Raw genomic sequence first — 15,551 nt, 5'->3', positions numbered from 1 at the left:
GATCGAAGCTACTCGCCAGTAGCGCATGTGCTGGTCATGCGTTCCCGTCCCGTAGGAGGCCCCGTGGCCCGCATCCTCACCGTGAGCCGTGACATCGTCGTCGACGTCCCGCCCGCCACGGTCTACGACGCGGTCAGCCGGCCGGCGGACATGGGGCGCTGGAGCCCGGAGAACCTCGGCACCTCGCGGCGGACGCCGGTCGGGCCGGCCGTGGCGGGGACGTCGTTCGAGGGTCTCAACAAGCGGGGGAGGTTCCGCTGGGTCACGCGGTGCACGGTGACGGCGGCCGAGCCCGGCCGCCGATTCGCCTTCCGCGTCCACGCCATCGGCATCAGGCGGCCCCGCCTGCGCGGGCCGATCGCCACGTGGGAGTACCTCCTCGAGCCGGTGGGCGACGGGACGCGGGTGACGGAGTCCTGGACCGACGACCGCCGGGCCTGGCCGGACGCGGTCGCCCACGCCTTCGACAAGGCGGTGACCGGGGGCCGTACGTTCGCCGAGTTCCAGGTGCGCAACATCGAGATCACCCTGCGCAACCTCAAGAGGGAACTCGAAGCGGCCGCCCGGGTGTGAGGCGTCCGCGCGGGCCGTCCCCCGCCGGGCGGCCCGTCACCCGGTGAGGGACCGGGTGCCCGGGGACGGCCGGGAGTTCCAGGTCCGGATGGCACAGGTGGGCCCCGACGGCCCCGCCGGCGGCTGCTTCGGCGAGGCGGGTCCGCCCCTGGTGGGCCGTGCCGGGCACGGCGGGGCGAAAGCGAGGGCAATGTCCCCGAAGCCCGCCGTGCCCGGGCGCCGTTGACGCGCGTAGCGCGGTGCTCCACTCTGTGCACGGGCCGCCGTCGAGACGTGGCGGCCGGTCGGTACCGGAGTCGACGGTCGGGAGGCCGGGATGTTCAGACGCGTGTCACGTCTGCTTGTCTCGTTTGTCATGATCATGGCGGGCGCGGTGATCGGGGTGGGCGCCACCTCGGGCACCGCGCACGCCGACGAGTGCTACACCTGGAGCCGCACCCTGTCCGAGGGGTCCTCCGGAAGCGACGTCACCCAGCTCCAGATCCGCGTCGCGGGATGGGTGACCTCCGGCGAACGGCTCTCCTACGACGGCCAGTACGGCGCGCGGACCACCGCCGCCGTCAAGAAGTTCCAGGCCGCGTACGGCCTGACCGCGGACGGTGTCGCGGGATCGCAGACCTTCAGCAAGATCTACGCCCTCCAGGACCCGGACTGCACACCGGTCCACTTCACCTACGCCGAACTCAACAGGTGCAACTCCGACTGGTCCGGCGGCGCCGTCTCCGCGGCCACCGCGAAGGCCAACGCCCTCAAGACGATGTGGAAGCTGGAGGCCATGCGGCACGCCCTCGGCGACGTATCGCTCACCGTCTCCAGCGGCTTCCGCTCCTACGCCTGCAACAGCGCGGTCGGCGGATCGTCCACCAGCCGCCACCTCTACGGCGACGCCGCCGACCTCACCGGATCGCCGACCCTGTGCCGGCTCGCCCAGCAGGCCAGGACCCACGGCTTCTCGGAGATCCTCGGCCCGGGCTACCCGGGCCACAACGACCACACCCACGTCGCCCTCGACCCGTCCCCGTACTGGTCCGCACCCACCTGCGGCATCTGAGCCCACGCACCGCCCACGGCACGCCGGCCGCACCCGGCCCGCGGCCGGAAGGCCCGCGCGGCGGCTTTGGGCCGTCGCGCTCCCGGCCTCCCGGCCGTCCCCACGGGCCGTCCGGCACCAGGGCGCCGAGCGCGGCGGGTGGTCGAGGCGGCTCGACCCGCTCCGGCAGGGAGCGCAGCTCCGGCCGGCCGGTTCGTGCCGCCTCGCGCCTCGCGCCGCCGCCACCGGTCGACCGGTCGGCCGTGTCGTGCGGTCGTCGAAACCCTCTCGCGCAGGGAACGGCTTGCGAACGGCTTGCGAACGGTGTCCGCACGGACGGTCCACCCGCGAACGGCCCCGTCCGGCGCGGGACTTGCCCACGGGCCGGCCGCAGGCGCGCCGGGCCGAAGACACGGCGGAGCCGGGGCCGACACGTGCTGTCGGCCCCGGCTCGGGAGAGCCGGCAGGGCGTCGCCTACTCGACCTCGGCCCAGTCGAGGGTGCGTTCCACCGCCTTCTTCCAGCCGGCGTAGCCCTCGGCCCGTCGCTCGTCGGACCACTGGGGCTGCCAGCGCTTGGACTCCTGCCAGTGGGTGCGCAGTTCGTCGGTGTCGCGCCAGAAGCCGGTCGCCAGGCCGGCCGCGTAGGCGGCGCCGAGCGCGGTGGTCTCGGCGACGACCGGGCGGCTGACCGGCACCCCGAGAACGTCGGCCTGGATCTGCATGCACAGGTCGTTGGCCGTCACACCGCCGTCGACCTTGAGGACGTCGAGGTGGACCCCGGAGTCCTGCTCCATGGCCTCGACGACGTCACGGCTCTGGTAGCAGATCGACTCCAGGGTCGCGCGGGCCAGATGGCCGTTGTCGTTGTAGCGGGCCAGGCCGACGATCGCGCCGCGGGCGTCGGAGCGCCAGTACGGTGCGAACAGGCCGGAGAACGCCGGGACGAAGTACATGCCGCCGTTGTCCTCGACGGTACGGGCCAGGGTCTCGCTCTCGTCGGCACTGCTGATGATCTTCATCTGGTCGCGCAGCCACTGCACCGCGGACCCCGTGACCGCGATGGAGCCCTCCAGGGCGTAGACCGCCGGCTCGTCGCCGAACCGGTACGCCACCGTGGTGAGCAGCCCGTGCTGCGAACGCACCAGCTCGGTACCGGTGTTGAGGACCAGGAAGTTGCCGGTGCCGTAGGTGTTCTTGGCTTCGCCGGGGGCGTAGCAGACCTGTCCCACCGTGGCCGCCTGCTGGTCGCCGAGCACCCCGGTGATGGGGATGGCGGCGCGCAGCGGCCGGGAGGTGCGCGTGACGCCGTACGCCTCGCGGTGGGAGGAGGAGTTGATGGTGGGCAGCATGGACCGCGGGATCCCGAAGAAGCCCAGCAGTTCGTCGTCCCAGTCCAGCGTCTCCAGGTCCATCAGCATGGTCCGGCTGGCGTTGGTCACGTCGGTGGCGTGGATTCCGCCGTCCGGGCCGCCCGTCAGGTTCCACAGGACCCAGCTGTCGGTGTTGCCGAAGACGGCGTGGCCCTGTTCCGCCGCCTCGCGGACCCCGTCGACGTTCTCCAGGATCCACTGGATCTTGCCGCCGGAGAAGTACGTCGCCGGGGGCAGGCCCGCCTTGCGGCGGATGACCTCACCCTTGCCCGAGCGTTCCAGGGCCGCGGCGATGGAGTCGGTGCGGGTGTCCTGCCAGACGATGGCGTTGTAGTAGGGACGTCCGCTGCGCGGATCCCACACCACCGTGGTCTCCCGCTGGTTGGTGATGCCGATCGCGGCCAGGTCCTCCGGGGACAGGTTCCCGTGCCGGAGGGCGTTCTGCATCACCGAGTTGGTGCGTTCCCAGATCTCGACGGGGTCGTGCTCGACCCATCCCGACCGCGGGAGGATCTGGGCGTGCTCCAACTGGTGCTTCGCCACCTCGTTCCCGGAATGGTCGAAGATCATGAATCGGGTGCTGGTGGTGCCTTGGTCCACCGCGCCCACGAAGTCAGCCATGGGATGCCGCCTTTGCTACGGAGGTCAGCGCTCGGAGTCGGGGGCGGGGACGCGGCCGGGAGGCTCCGGCTCCGCCGTCGGCAGGAGCCGGCCGACGAACACCTTGTACAGGCCGGCGCCGAGCACACCGCCGATCAGGGGACCGAGGATCGGCACCCAGAAGTAGAGGTTCCCGTACTGGTCCCGCCACGCCCCGCCGTAGCCGGTGAGGAAGCTGGCCAACCGGGGGCCGAAGTCGCGCGCCGGATTGATCGCGTATCCCGCGTTGGTTCCCCACGCCATGCCGATCGCCACGACGATCAGGCCCACGATGAACGGGGCCAGGTTCGCGCCGGGCGGGTTGTTGAGGAGGTCCGTGACGGCCAGGATCAGCAGCAGCAGGATGGCGGTGCCGATGACCTGGTCGCGGAAGGCGCCCCATTCGTGCACCGGCAGGTTCGGGTTGCCGTTGGCGGGGAGCGTGGAGAAGACGCCCTGCGTCTTGATGGTGTGACCGGGGTCGGCCTTCGCCAGTGCCTCGGTGTAGTTCCAGCGGACGATGAGGGCCGCCACGAAGGCGCCCACCGTCTGTGCCACCACGTAGGGCGCGACCTTGCGCCACGGGAACCCCTTGAAGGTCGCCAGGGCCACGGTCACCGCGGGATTGAGGTGGGCGCCGCTCAGCCGCCCCGCGACGTACACGCCGAGGGTGACGCCGAGGCCCCACGCCCAGGCGATGCTGTCGTGGTTGCCGAGGCCGCCCGGCGGTGTCGTCAGGGCCCCGCCGGCGACCACTTGGGCCACGACTCCGCATCCGAAGAGGATGAGAACCATCGTGCCGGCGAACTCGGCCGACAACTCGCCGATCAGGCCCGACCTTTTGAATCGCTCAGCCATGGAAGCTCGCTTCCCGCCGGTCGAAGGACCGGCTCTCGACTACCGAGCCCTTCCGACGTCAGGATAAGTCGACAGGAATGAAATCGCTCGAACAGATCATATGCCCGCAAATCTGGCGGCGTGCGGTCGTGGTCGCCGCGTGGTTCCCGGCGGTCCGGGCACCACGGCTCTGCCGCCTGGTGGACTCCGCTCCTGCGGATAGGGTGTTTCCATAGGAAATGTTGCCTGGTGGTCAGGACGTGCGGTGGATGCTCACCAGACGGCGGGACCGGTGCCGGAACAGCCCTCCACGGCTGTCGGGTACGCGGGTGTGCTGCGCGAACTGCTGCCGATCGCGCTCTGGCGGGAGGACGCCGACGGACGCGTCGTGGAGTGGTCGCTGGCCGCCCAGGACCTCCTCGGCTACCGGCCCGAGGACGTGCTCGACCGTCCCGCCTCGGCCCTGCTCGTCCCCGAGGGCAACGGTGAACTCGCCGACCAGCTGACCCGCCGGGTGCACGCCGGGGAGACCGTCGTCGGAACCCTGTGGGTGCGCCACCGCGACGGCCACCAGGTGACGATGGAGATGTGGATCGTCCCGGCCGCCGACCCGCTCGGGCGGCCCGGCGCCCTGCTCATCGCCGTGGAGACCTCCCAGGTCCTGCGCATGCGGGACTCACTGGCCGCCCTGGAGAGCCTCTTCCGCCAGTCGCCCATCGGCCTGGCCACCCTCGGCACCGACCTGCGCTTCCTGCGGGTCAACGACGCGCTCGCCCGGATGAACGGCCGCTCCGCCGCCGAGCACCTGGGCAAACGCCTGTCCGAGGTGGTGCCCGACGTCAACGCCGCCGCCCTGGAATCGACGATGCGCCAGGTCCTGGACCGGGGCACCGCCGTCGTCGACGTCCGCCGCACCGGACGCACCGCCTCCGACCCCCACCACGACCGGACCTGGTCCTGTTCCTACGCCCCCCTCGTCGACGGCGCCGGCCGGACCCTCGGCCTGATCGCCTCCCTCATCGACATCACGGAGAGCCAGCGCGCCGAGGCCGACGCCGAGCGGGCCAGACGCCGCTTCGCCCTGCTGGCGGAGGCGGGCACCCGCATCGGCACCACCCTGGACCTGCGGCAGACCGCCGAGGAGATCGTGCAGATGCTGGTGCCCCAGCTTGCCGACTCCGCCGACGTGCAGCTCCTCGAGGAGGTCCTGCAGCCCGACGAGTCCGCCGCCTCCACCCACGGCGTGGTCCGGCGCATGGCCGCCCACTTCCCCGACCCCTCCGCCCCCACGGCGAAGCTCCTGCCGGGCATGACGTCCCGGATCCCGCGCGGCTCGCTGTACGAGAGGGTCATCACCGAGGGGCGTGCCACGAACCTCTACCGCTCCGACGTCCCGGCCCTCGTCACCGACCCCCGCTCCGACCACCTGCGCGCGTACCTGATGAGCCTCGGCTCCGCGCGGATGGTGCCCCTGGTCGCCCGCGGCAAGGTGCTCGGCGCGGTCGTCGTGACCCGGCTCCGCACCCGCGAACCCTTCGACGAGCAGGACTGCGTGCTCATCGACGAACTGGCCGCGCGCGCCGCCCTGAACATCGACAACGCCCTGATGTACACCCGGCAGCGCGCGGCGGCCCTCACCCTGCGGCGCAGCCTGACCAACAGTGCGCTGCCCGTCGTCCCCGGCCTCGAACTCACCGGCCGTTACCTGCCGGCCAGCGAACACGACGTCGGCGGCGACTGGTTCGACGTCATCGCGCTCCCCGACGGCAGGACCGGACTGGTCATCGGGGACGTCATGGGCCACGGCATCCACGCGGCGGCCGTCATGGGCCAGCTCCGCACGGCGGTGCGCGCCCTCGCCCGGCACGACGTCCATCCGGCCCGCATGCTCCGCTCCCTGGACGCCGTCGTGGCCGACATGGGCGAGGACGAGATGGCGACCTGCGTCTACGCCGTCCACGATCCCGCGTCCGGCGGATGCCTGGTCGCCCGGGCCGGCCACCCGCCGCCGGCCGTCATCGCGCCCGACGGGTCGGTCACCTTCCTCGACGGCCCGCCGGGCACCCCGCTGGGAACCGGCGGGCACGAGTTCCGCACGGAGGAGGTCCCGCTGCCGCCGGGCGGCCTGCTGGTCCTGTACACCGACGGTCTCGTCGAAGCCCGCGGCCGGGACTTCGACCAGGGCCTCGACCGGCTCGCCCGCGCACTGCGGGCGCCCGCGACCTCACTGGCGGAACTCTGCGACGACGTCCTCGCACGGATGCTGCCGCACCCCGCACAGGACGACGTCGCCGTCCTCATGGCCCGCCCGCAGTGACCGGCCGGGCCCCGCGGTCCGCCGCCCGCGCGTTCAGCCCTGGTACTCCGCGTTCAGCCCTGGTACTCGGTGAGGTCGATGGCGTGCACGGCCAGCGGGACGTCGTGGACCGGGTGGGTCGTCACCCGCTCCGGCACCATCCCGAGCTTGCGGATGACGTTCTCCGAGGCCTCGTCCCCCACCCGGCAGATGCCGACGACCCGGTCCAGACCCCGGTCCTGGAGCGCGAACTCCAGCGTGGCCTGCGCGGCCTCGGACGCGTACCCCTGGCCCCAGAACGGTGCACCGAGCCGCCAGCCGATCGCCACCTCGGAGGCCAGCTCCGGCAGGGACTCGGGCACGTACAGCCCCGTGAAGCCGGCCAGCTCGCCCGAGGCCAGCAACTCGACCGCGAAGAGGCCGAAGCCCTCCTCGTCCCACTCCTCCTCCCACCGCTCGATGGCCTCCGCGGTCCGGTCCAGGTCGAGCACCGAGCCGTCGTCGACCCACCGCATCACCTGTGGGTCCGCGTTGATCTCGGCCATGGGGACCAGGTCGTCGTCGTGCCAGCGACGGAGGAGGAGGCGGGGGGTGCGGATCTCGGTCATGGGGCCATCCTGCCGAAGCCACGGCCCGTACCGGTAATCAGCGGGGTGCGGGCGGTCTCAGCCGGCCGCCCTCTCGACGAGCGCGACGATCCGCGCCTCCGTGTCGGCGGTCAGTGCCGTCAGGGCGTAGGAGGTGGGCCACAGGGTGCCGTCGTCGAGGTGCGCCTGGTCGCTGAAGCCGAGCGTGGCGTACCGGGACTTGAACTTCTGCGCGCTCTGGAAGAAGCAGACGACCTTGCCGTCGCGGGCGTACGCGGGCATGCCGTACCACAGCTTCGGCGTCAGGTGCGGCGCGGTGGTCCGGACGATCTCGTGGAGCCGCTCGGCGAGGACCCGGTCGGCGTCCTCCATCCCGGCGATCTTCGCGCGGACGTCGCCCTCCCCGTCCGCCTTGGCCGAGCGCGGGCTGCGGCGCGCGGCCGCCTTCAGCTCCGCGGCGTGGTCCTTCATCGCCTCGCGTTCCTCGGCGGAGAACCCCTCGAAGCTCTGCGCGGGCGTGCCGGTCCTCCGCGCGGACTTCGGCGCGGGCTTGTGCGTGCTGGTCATGGCGGGTGCCTTTCCTGGTGGATGTGATCCGTGAAGTGCGGTCTGTCGTGAACTCTTCGGCGGCCGGGGCGTGTCCGACGATTCGCGTCAGGCGCGCGACGTTTGGCGGGAACCGTCAGACGTCCTGGTCCAGCCACCTGCCGTCGCGCATCAGCTCGCGTCCCGTCAGTTCGTCCGCCTCGCGCCAGGCCTGGACGCGGCGCGGGGTGACACGGAACCAGCGGTACGGCGTGCCGGCCGGGTCCGGCGTGCGCGGGTCGAAGCCGGTGCGGGCGGCGAACCGGTCACCCCGCTCCCGCGGCAGCGCGTCGATGTCCAGCACCTCGACGTCACCGTCGATCATCGACACGTCCCGGGTGGGGCCCAGCCCCAGGCGAACGGTCCCGGCGGCGGCCAGGTTCCGGCCGGTCCGGCCGCCGGCCGCGGTGGCGAGCAGCAACGTCTCGCCGTCCCAGTCGAAGGACAGCGGCACCAGGTACGGCACGCCGTCCGCCGAGGCCGTGGCCACCCAGACGTCGACGTCGTGGGTGAGCCGGTGCGCGGTGTCACGGCGGCGCCGGGCACGGGGGCGCGGACCGGCAGCCGTGCCGTCCGGGACCCGACCGGGGACGTCGCCGTCCGGGTCGGTGGGGTGCGCGGCGGTCCTCGAGGCGCGGGTGGCCGAGCCGGTCATGGTCACTCCCAAAGTCGCGGGTCATGATCCGCCCGGCCTGGCCTGCCGGGCTCGATCGCCGTGGTCACACCCTCTCCCCGCCGGGGCGGTCCCCGCCTCCGTGCCGGCCACGGAGATCACCACGGATAATGACCCCGTGTCCGCCTCAGTGATCTCGGCCCGGGAGGGCGAAGTGCTCGCGCTGCTCGGGGAGCACCTCAGCAACGCGGAGATCTCCGCCCGCCTGTTCATCTCCGTCCGGACGGTCGAGTCACACGTCTCCGCGCTGCTGCGCAAGCTGGAGGTGCCCGACCGGCGGGCGCTCGCCAGGCGTGCCGCCGAACTCGCCCGTGCCGAACGGCCGCGGCCGGCCCCCGTCCTCCCCGTGCCGCTGACGGCGTTCGTCGGCCGGGTCCGGGAGCGGGCGGAGCTGGCCGAGGCGCTGAAGTCCCGCCGCCAGGTGACCGCGGTCGGTCCGGGCGGCGTGGGCAAGACCCGGCTCGCGCTCGTGGTGGCGGCGGAGACGGCCGGTGACTTCGCCGACGGGGTGTGGTTCGTCGACCTGGCCCCGGTCGTCGATCCGGGCCGGGTCGGGGCGGCGGTCGCGGCGGCCGTCGGGGTCGGCGAGCAGCCCGGCCGGGGCATCGACGAGGCGGTCCTGGCGGCGCTGGCGGACCGTCAGGCGCTGCTCGTGCTCGACAACTGCGAGCAGGTACGCGACGGGGTGGCGCCGTTCCTGGAACGCCTGCTGGTGGCCTGCCCCCGGTTGCGGGTGCTGGCGACGAGCCGGGCCCGGATGATGGTGCCGTTCGAACAGGTCTTCCCGGTCCCGCCGCTGTCCTGGGCCGACGGGGACGAGTCGGAGGCCGTGACCCTGTTCATGGAACGGGCGGCGGCCGTCGGCCGGCCCCCGGGCCCCGCCGAGCGCGAGCGGATCGCGGGCCTGTGCGAACGGCTCGACGGCATGGCGCTCGCCATCGAACTGGCCGCGGCGCGTTGGCCCACGCTGGGACTGGACGGACTCACGGCCGGCCTCTCCGACCAGCTGCGGATCCTCGCGGGCGGGCCCCGCGCGGACGACCGGCACCGGTCGGTGCGGGCGGCACTGGACTGGAGCCACGACCTGCTGGAGCCGCGGGACCGGGCACTGCTGCGCCGTGTCTCGGTGTTCGCGACGGCGTTCACCGCCGACGCGGCCGTCGAGGTGGCGGCCTTCGCCCCGCTGGACCCGGCCGCGGTGGCCGACGGACTCGGCAGGCTCGCGGAGCAGAGCCTGCTCACCGCGACGCCCACCGCGACCGGCACCCGGTACCAGGCGCTGGAGACCATCCGCCAGTACGGCACGGAGCGGCTCGCCGACGCCGGCGAGCTGACCGACGTCCGCGCCCGTCACCTGGCCCGGTGCCTGGCCGGCGCGACCGCCCTCACCGCGGCGGAGGACGGGGGCACCGGCCGGCGCGCCCGGTTCGACGCCCTGGCCGAGGACATCAGAGCCGCCCTCGCCTGGGCCGCCGACCGGCCGGAGCAGTGCACGGACGCGCATCGTCTCGCCCTCGCCATGGGCGGGCTGGCCTTCGCCCACCACCTGCTCGGCGAGGCCCAGCAGTGCTACGAACTGGCGGCCGCCCTCGCCGATGACGCGGCCGGTGCCGAGGCGCTGCGGGAGGCCGCCGCGGTGGCCGGCTGCCGCAGGCTCGGCGACGACATGCTCCGCCTGCACCGCGGCGCCGCGGAGGCCGCCCGGCGGGCCGGCGACCGCCCGGGCGCCGGCCGCGACCTGGCGACGGCCGCCACCGTCGCCTACCGCTTCTCGAGCGAGTTCACCCGGGTCCCCACCGCGGCCGAGGCGAGGGCCATGCTGGGGACGGCGCGGGAACTGTCCGGCGAGGGCGAGGACCACGGCGGAGGTGACGGCGACGGCGATCCGACGGCCGAGGCGATGGCCGTGCCGGGGACCGCGCGGGAACTGTCCGGCGAGGGCGTGGGCGAGGGTGTGGGTGTGGGTCACGGCGACGGCGCCCCCGCGGTCGGGGCGGCGCTGGCGCTGGCCGAGGCGGCGGTGCTCGCGGATGCCTTCGGCGCGGTCCAGGGGGACACCGACAACACCGCGCACGAGACCGTCGGGCGCGCGAAGCGGGCCGTGGAACTCGCGCGGCGGGCGGGCGATCCGGTGGCCGAGTCCGCCGCGCTCGACGCCCTGTCCGGCGCCCTGACCTGGGCCGGTGACTCCTTCGGCGCCGCGGCTGCCGCCCGGCGCCGGATCGCCGTCCTGGAGCCGGTGCCGCACACCCCTGCCGCCACCCACGAGCGGATGGACGCCCTCGCCATGGCCGCCGGCACCGCCCTCGGCGTGGGGGACCTGCCGCGGGCCCGCCGGTGGGGCGGGCAGCTCGCCGCCCACCCGCTGTTCGCCGAGGTGGGCCACCACGCCACGTCCTGGCTCCTGATCGCGGACGCGTTCGCGGGCCGCGCCGACGACGTGCTCACCGGCAGTGCGGGGTTCCTCGACGCGTGGCGGCGCAGCGGCCGGCAACGGTCGTTCTCGCTCGGCCCGGCCGCCGCGTCGGTCGCCATGGTGCACGGCCTGCGGGGCGACCACGACGCCCGGGCGGCCTGGCTCGGCATCGTCGACCGGGCGGGTACCGCGTCGGAGCACCGCCACGGCTACGGCGCGGTCTTCGACGCGATGGTCCTGCTCCACCACGGCGACCCGGACCAGGCCCTGGAGCGGGTCGCACCGGAGCCGGACCAGGTGTGGAAGTGGGTCTCCTGGATCTGGCTGCACTGGTACGTCGCCCTGCGGGCGGAGGCCTCGGTGCTCGCCGGGCACCCGGACGCCCGTGACCGGGTCGCCGCCGCCCGCGGCACGGTCGCCGGCAACCCGGTCGCCACCGCCCAGCTGGACCGGGCCCAGGCGCTGCTGGACGGCGACCCGGTACGCCAGCTCGCCGCCGCGGCGGCCTTCGAGGCGGCGGGCTGCCCCTACCAGTCGGCACGCACGCTGCTGCTGGCCGGCCCCGGCCACCGGGAGGACGGCAGGCGCGCCCTCGCCGCCCTCGGCCTCACGGACTGCTGAGACCCCGCACGTCAGGCCCCGCCGTCCTTGTCGGCGAGGGTCACGACAGACCCGGGCGCGGCCGGTCCCGGGTCTCGTCGAGCAGGCGGCGTACGGCGGGCAGGGCCCGGTCGCGGTCGTCCGGTACCAGGCCGACGCGGGTGCGGCGGTCGAGGAGGTCGGCCTCGTCGAGGGCGCCTTCGTGGTGCAGTGCCCACACCAGTTCCGCGCCGGTGACGGGATGGCCCGCGAGGACGGGCTCGGCGAGGTGCGGGTGGGCGGCGGCGAGGGCCTGGACGGCCGGGGCCTCCGTGCCGTAGCGCCGGACGAGGCGGCGGGGAGCGGCGAGGGTGCGCAGCGTCCGCGGGGACGCCGCGCCGACGAGGGGGAGGCGGGCCGTGCGGCAGGGGGCGGCGGTGAGGCGGCCCGAGGCGACGGCGGCGTCGACGGCGTCCTGGGCCATCCGCCGGTAGGTGGTGAGCTTGCCGCCGACCACCGTGACGACGCCGTCGCCCCCGTCGACGACCGCGTGCCGTCGGGAGATGTCCGCGGTGCGGCCGGTGTCCGCCGAGTCCAGCAGCGGGCGCAGCCCGGCGAAGGCGCCGACCACGTCGCGGCGGTGCACGGGGGTGTCGAGCACGCAGCCGAGGACGTCCAGGAGGAAGCCGATGTCCGACTCGGGGGCGGCCGGGACGTCGGGCAGGTCGCCGTCGACGGGTTCGTCCGTGAGCCCGACGTAGACGCGGCCGTCGCCCTGTGGGAGGACCAGGACGAAGCGGTTCGTCTCGCCCGGGACCGGGACGTGCAGTCCTGCGGGGAGGGCGCCGAGGCGCTCGGAGCGCAGGACGAGGTGGGTGCCCCGGGAGGGCCGTATCCGGATGCCCTCGACCAGTCGGCCGGCCCAGACGCCGGAGGCGTTGACGACCGTGCGGGCCCTGATCTCGCCCTCCTCGCCGGTCAGTTCGTCGCGGACCACGGCTCCGCGGCCGGTGAGCCGCAGTGCCCGGACCCGGGTGAGGACGCGGGCGCCGTGGGCGGCGGCCGTCCGGGCGAGGGCGGTGACCAGGCGGGCGTCGTCGGTGACCTTGCCGTCCCAGGACAGCAGGCCGCCGCGGAGTCCTTCGGGACGGACGGCCGGGGCGAGGCGGCGGGCCTCCGTCGCCGAGAGGCGGCGGGGCGCCGGCAGCGTGGCCCGTGCGGTGCGGGCGGTGAGCCGCAGGGCGTCCCCGGCGCGGAAGCCCGCCCAGGCCAGGGCCGCCTGGCCGCGCGGGACCAGCGGGGTGAGCGGCAGGACGAAGGGTTCGGCGTGCACCAGGTGCGGCGCGGTGCGCTCCATGAGCAGCCCGCGCTCCACCGCGCTCTCGTGGGCGACGTCGAACTGCGCGGAGGCGAGATAGCGCAGGCCGCCGTGGATGAGCTTCGAACTCCAGCGGGAGGTGCCGAAGGCGAGGTCGTGGGCGTCGACGGCGGCGACCGTCAGGCCCCGGGCGGCCGCGTCGAGGGCGGCTCCGGCACCCGTCGCGCCCAGACCGACGACCAGGACGTCCACGGCCGGCCCGCCCACGGCCTCGGCGAGTTCCCGTGCGCGGCGGGCGGCCGACAGGGAGGAGGCGCCGCGGGGCGGGACGGGGCTGCTGGTGCGGCTCATGGCGTGAGGGTCCTCTCCAGAAGGGTCCGCAGCTCCCCGAGGAAGGCCGCGGAGTCGAGGTCCGGGTCGTCCTCGTCGGTCATGGTCCGCAGGGACAGCGTGAACGACTGGACGACGAGCAGCAGGCAGCGGGCCTGCCGCCCTGGATGGCCGGGCCGCACCGAGCCGTCCGCGTGGCCCTCGCGCACTCCGGCGGCGAGCAGTTCCAGCAGGGCTTCCTGGCTCGCTCCGCGCCGGTCGAGGACGTAGGGCAGGAGGAGTTCGGGATCCACGTCGACGATCTTGCGGAACAGCGGATGGCCGCGGAAGGCGGCCACCCCGGCCACCAGGCCGTCGACGAGGAGGGTCCGGGCGTCGGTGTCCGGGCGCCGCTCGGGCATGGCGCCGGTGGCGACTCCGATCCATTCCCGGGTCATGAGGTCGCCGACCAGCGAGCGGACGTCGGGCCAGCGCCGGTAGAGGGTCATGCGGGAGACTCCCGCCCGGCGGGCCACGTCGGTGAGCGTCGTACGGCGGACTCCGACGGCCAGGACGCAGTCGCGCACCGCGTCGAGCACCGCGTCCCCGTCCGACTGGTTGTGACGAATAGGCGTCATGTGTCACAGTGTAACGCCTCACGGGGGGCGCGACGAGACGGCCTCCCGTACCGCCGACCTGGAGGACGACACCGATGGACATGCTGTGGAGCGGCTGGGGCGATCCCGCCGCGGCGACGGCGCTGCCCGACACGGTGGTCGGGCTGCTGCACGACCTGCTCGGCGTCGAGCCGCGCGCCGCCGCCCCGGTGCCGCTCGACCGGATCCCGGTCCCCGCCGCACCCCTCGACGCCGAGGCGTACGACGCCCTGCTGGCCGCCGTCGGCGGACACCCCGAGCACGTCCGCACCGACGCCGAGGCCCGCATCCGGCACACCCGCGGCAAGTCCACCCCCGACCTGCTGCGCATCCGCGCCGGCGAGGTCGACGACCTCCCCGCGGCCGTGGTCCTCCCCGCCGGACACGACGAGGTCCTCGCCGTGCTGCGGGCCTGCGCCGCCCACGGGCTGGCGGCCGTGCCCTTCGGCGGCGGCACCTCGGTCGTCGGCGGGCTCGCCCCCGCCCGGCGCGGCGCCTTCGTCTCCCTCGACCTGCGCCGCATGAACGGCCTCCTGGCCGTCGACCCCGTCTCGCGGACCGCCACCCTCCAGGCCGGACTGCGCGCCCCGCACGCCGAGGCGCTGCTCGCCGGACACGGCTTCACCCTCGGCCACTTCCCCCAGTCCTACGAGTGGGCCACCATCGGCGGCTTCGCCGCCACCCGCTCCAGCGGGCAGGCCTCCGCCGGTCACGGCCGCTTCGACGACATGGTCCTCGGCCTCACCCTCGCCACCCCCGAGGGCACCGTCGAGACCGGCCGCGCCCCACGCTCCGCCGCCGGCCCCGACCTGCGCCAGCTCCTGCTCGGCTCGGAGGGCGCGTTCGGCGTGATCACCTCGGTCACCGTCCGCGTCCGTCCCGTCCCGCGCTCCCGCGTCTACGACGGCTGGCGCTTCCCGGACTTCCGGCAGGGCACCGACGCCCTGCGCAGGCTCGCCCAGGACGGACCCAGGCCGACGGTGCTGCGCCTGTCCGACGAGACGGAGACCCTCGTCGGCCTGGCCCAGCCCGACGCCATCGGCTCCGGCGCCCCGCACGGGAACGCCGGCTGTCTGGCCGTCGTCGGCTTCGAGGGCACCGACGAGGACACCGCCCACCGCCGCGCCGCGGCGACCGCGGTGCTGCGCGAGGCCGGCGCAGAGCCGCTGGGGGAGGAGCCCGGCCGCCGCTGGGCGCACGGCCGCTACTCCGCCCCCTACCTCAGGGACGCGCTGCTCGACGCGGGCGCCTTCGCCGAGACGCTGGAGACCGCCGCGTTCTGGTCCCGCCTGCCGGAGCTGTACGCCGGCGTCCGCGACGCCCTGACCACGGCACTCACCGGGGCGGGCACCCCGCCCCTGGTCATGTGCCACGTCTCGCACGTCTACGAGAACGGCGCCTCCCTCTACTTCACCGTCGTCAGCGCCCAGGGCGACGACCCCCTCGCCCACTGGACCCGCGCCAAGCACGCGGCCAACGACGCGATCCTCGCCGCCGGCGGCACCATCACCCACCACCACGGGGTGGGCACCGACCACCGGGACTGGTACGTACGCGAGGCCGGCGACCTGGCCGTCGACGCCCTGCGAGCCGTCAAGCGACGCCTCGACCCGGCCGGAGTCCTCAACCCGGGCGTCCTGCTTCCCGCAGACTGAACCGGCCCGGCACCCCGCTCCACCGC

12 protein-coding genes are annotated in these 15,551 nt (G+C 74.5%); 5 read left to right on the top strand and 7 right to left on the bottom strand.

What is annotated here, in order from left to right; translation table 11 throughout:
• The first annotated feature begins 63 nt into the window (after nucleotides 1–63).
• Nucleotides 64–573, top strand: a complete 510-nt coding sequence (locus tag ACIP5W_RS17520; protein ID WP_401473576.1) for an SRPBCC family protein — start codon at nucleotides 64–66, stop codon at nucleotides 571–573.
• A gap of 316 nt (nucleotides 574–889) precedes the next feature.
• Nucleotides 890–1,624 (top strand): D-Ala-D-Ala carboxypeptidase family metallohydrolase, encoded by a 735-nt coding sequence (locus ACIP5W_RS17515; protein ID WP_401473573.1) that lies wholly within the window; start codon nucleotides 890–892, stop codon nucleotides 1,622–1,624.
• Between the two features lie 454 nt (nucleotides 1,625–2,078).
• Here ACIP5W_RS17515 and glpK read toward each other — a convergent pair whose 3' ends face one another.
• The gene (gene glpK, locus ACIP5W_RS17510; RefSeq protein ID WP_401473570.1) at nucleotides 2,079–3,596 is read right to left on the bottom strand and encodes a glycerol kinase GlpK; all 1,518 of its coding nucleotides are present in this window, start codon (nucleotides 3,594–3,596) and stop codon (nucleotides 2,079–2,081) included.
• A gap of 24 nt (nucleotides 3,597–3,620) precedes the next feature.
• Nucleotides 3,621–4,472: an MIP/aquaporin family protein gene (locus ACIP5W_RS17505; RefSeq protein WP_401473568.1), complete on the bottom strand. Its 852-nt coding sequence runs from the start codon at nucleotides 4,470–4,472 to the stop codon at nucleotides 3,621–3,623.
• A gap of 310 nt (nucleotides 4,473–4,782) precedes the next feature.
• Between ACIP5W_RS17505 and ACIP5W_RS17500 the strand changes: the two genes are divergently transcribed.
• Entirely contained in the window at nucleotides 4,783–6,768 is a 1,986-nt protein-coding gene (locus tag ACIP5W_RS17500) for a SpoIIE family protein phosphatase (RefSeq protein WP_401473958.1), read from the top strand.
• Between the two features lie 53 nt (nucleotides 6,769–6,821).
• Here ACIP5W_RS17500 and ACIP5W_RS17495 read toward each other — a convergent pair whose 3' ends face one another.
• The 3 genes from ACIP5W_RS17495 to ACIP5W_RS17485 all read right to left on the bottom strand — a co-directional run bounded on the left by ACIP5W_RS17495 (nucleotide 6,822) and on the right by ACIP5W_RS17485 (nucleotide 8,574).
• On the bottom strand, nucleotides 6,822–7,355 hold the full coding sequence (locus tag ACIP5W_RS17495) for a GNAT family N-acetyltransferase (RefSeq protein ID WP_401473565.1): 534 nt from the start codon (nucleotides 7,353–7,355) through the stop codon (nucleotides 6,822–6,824).
• Between the two features lie 57 nt (nucleotides 7,356–7,412).
• A complete protein-coding gene (locus ACIP5W_RS17490) occupies nucleotides 7,413–7,901 on the bottom strand; it encodes an iron chaperone (protein ID WP_401473562.1) in 489 nt (162 codons plus the stop codon).
• Between the two features lie 115 nt (nucleotides 7,902–8,016).
• Nucleotides 8,017–8,574 (bottom strand): pyridoxamine 5'-phosphate oxidase family protein, encoded by a 558-nt coding sequence (locus ACIP5W_RS17485; protein ID WP_401473559.1) that lies wholly within the window; start codon nucleotides 8,572–8,574, stop codon nucleotides 8,017–8,019.
• Between the two features lie 136 nt (nucleotides 8,575–8,710).
• Between ACIP5W_RS17485 and ACIP5W_RS17480 the strand changes: the two genes are divergently transcribed.
• Nucleotides 8,711–11,629 carry an ATP-binding protein gene (locus tag ACIP5W_RS17480; protein ID WP_401473556.1) on the top strand — a complete coding sequence of 973 codons (2,919 nt, stop codon included), beginning with the start codon at nucleotides 8,711–8,713 and terminating at the stop codon, nucleotides 11,627–11,629.
• Nucleotides 11,630–11,669: 40 nt separating this feature from the next.
• On the opposite strand, the gene ACIP5W_RS17475 is transcribed toward ACIP5W_RS17480, so the two are convergent.
• The gene (locus ACIP5W_RS17475; protein ID WP_401473553.1) at nucleotides 11,670–13,256 is read right to left on the bottom strand and encodes a glycerol-3-phosphate dehydrogenase/oxidase; all 1,587 of its coding nucleotides are present in this window, start codon (nucleotides 13,254–13,256) and stop codon (nucleotides 11,670–11,672) included.
• Complete coding sequence (locus ACIP5W_RS17470; RefSeq protein ID WP_401473550.1) at nucleotides 13,253–13,852, bottom strand: TetR/AcrR family transcriptional regulator; 600 nt, start codon at nucleotides 13,850–13,852, stop codon at nucleotides 13,253–13,255. Before ACIP5W_RS17470 ends, ACIP5W_RS17475 begins: the two co-directional genes overlap by 4 nt.
• Before the next feature lie 74 nt (nucleotides 13,853–13,926).
• On the opposite strand from ACIP5W_RS17470, the gene ACIP5W_RS17465 reads away from it, so the two are divergent.
• Nucleotides 13,927–15,525 carry an FAD-binding oxidoreductase gene (locus ACIP5W_RS17465; RefSeq protein WP_401473547.1) on the top strand — a complete coding sequence of 533 codons (1,599 nt, stop codon included), beginning with the start codon at nucleotides 13,927–13,929 and terminating at the stop codon, nucleotides 15,523–15,525.
• Nucleotides 15,526–15,551 lie beyond the last annotated feature (26 nt).

This window comes from Streptomyces sp. NPDC088766 (assembly GCF_044750845.1).
Lineage (GTDB): Bacteria > Actinomycetota > Actinomycetes > Streptomycetales > Streptomycetaceae > Streptomyces.
Note: the sequence above shows the minus strand (reverse complement) of the source record. Positions and strands in the feature narration are given on the sequence as shown.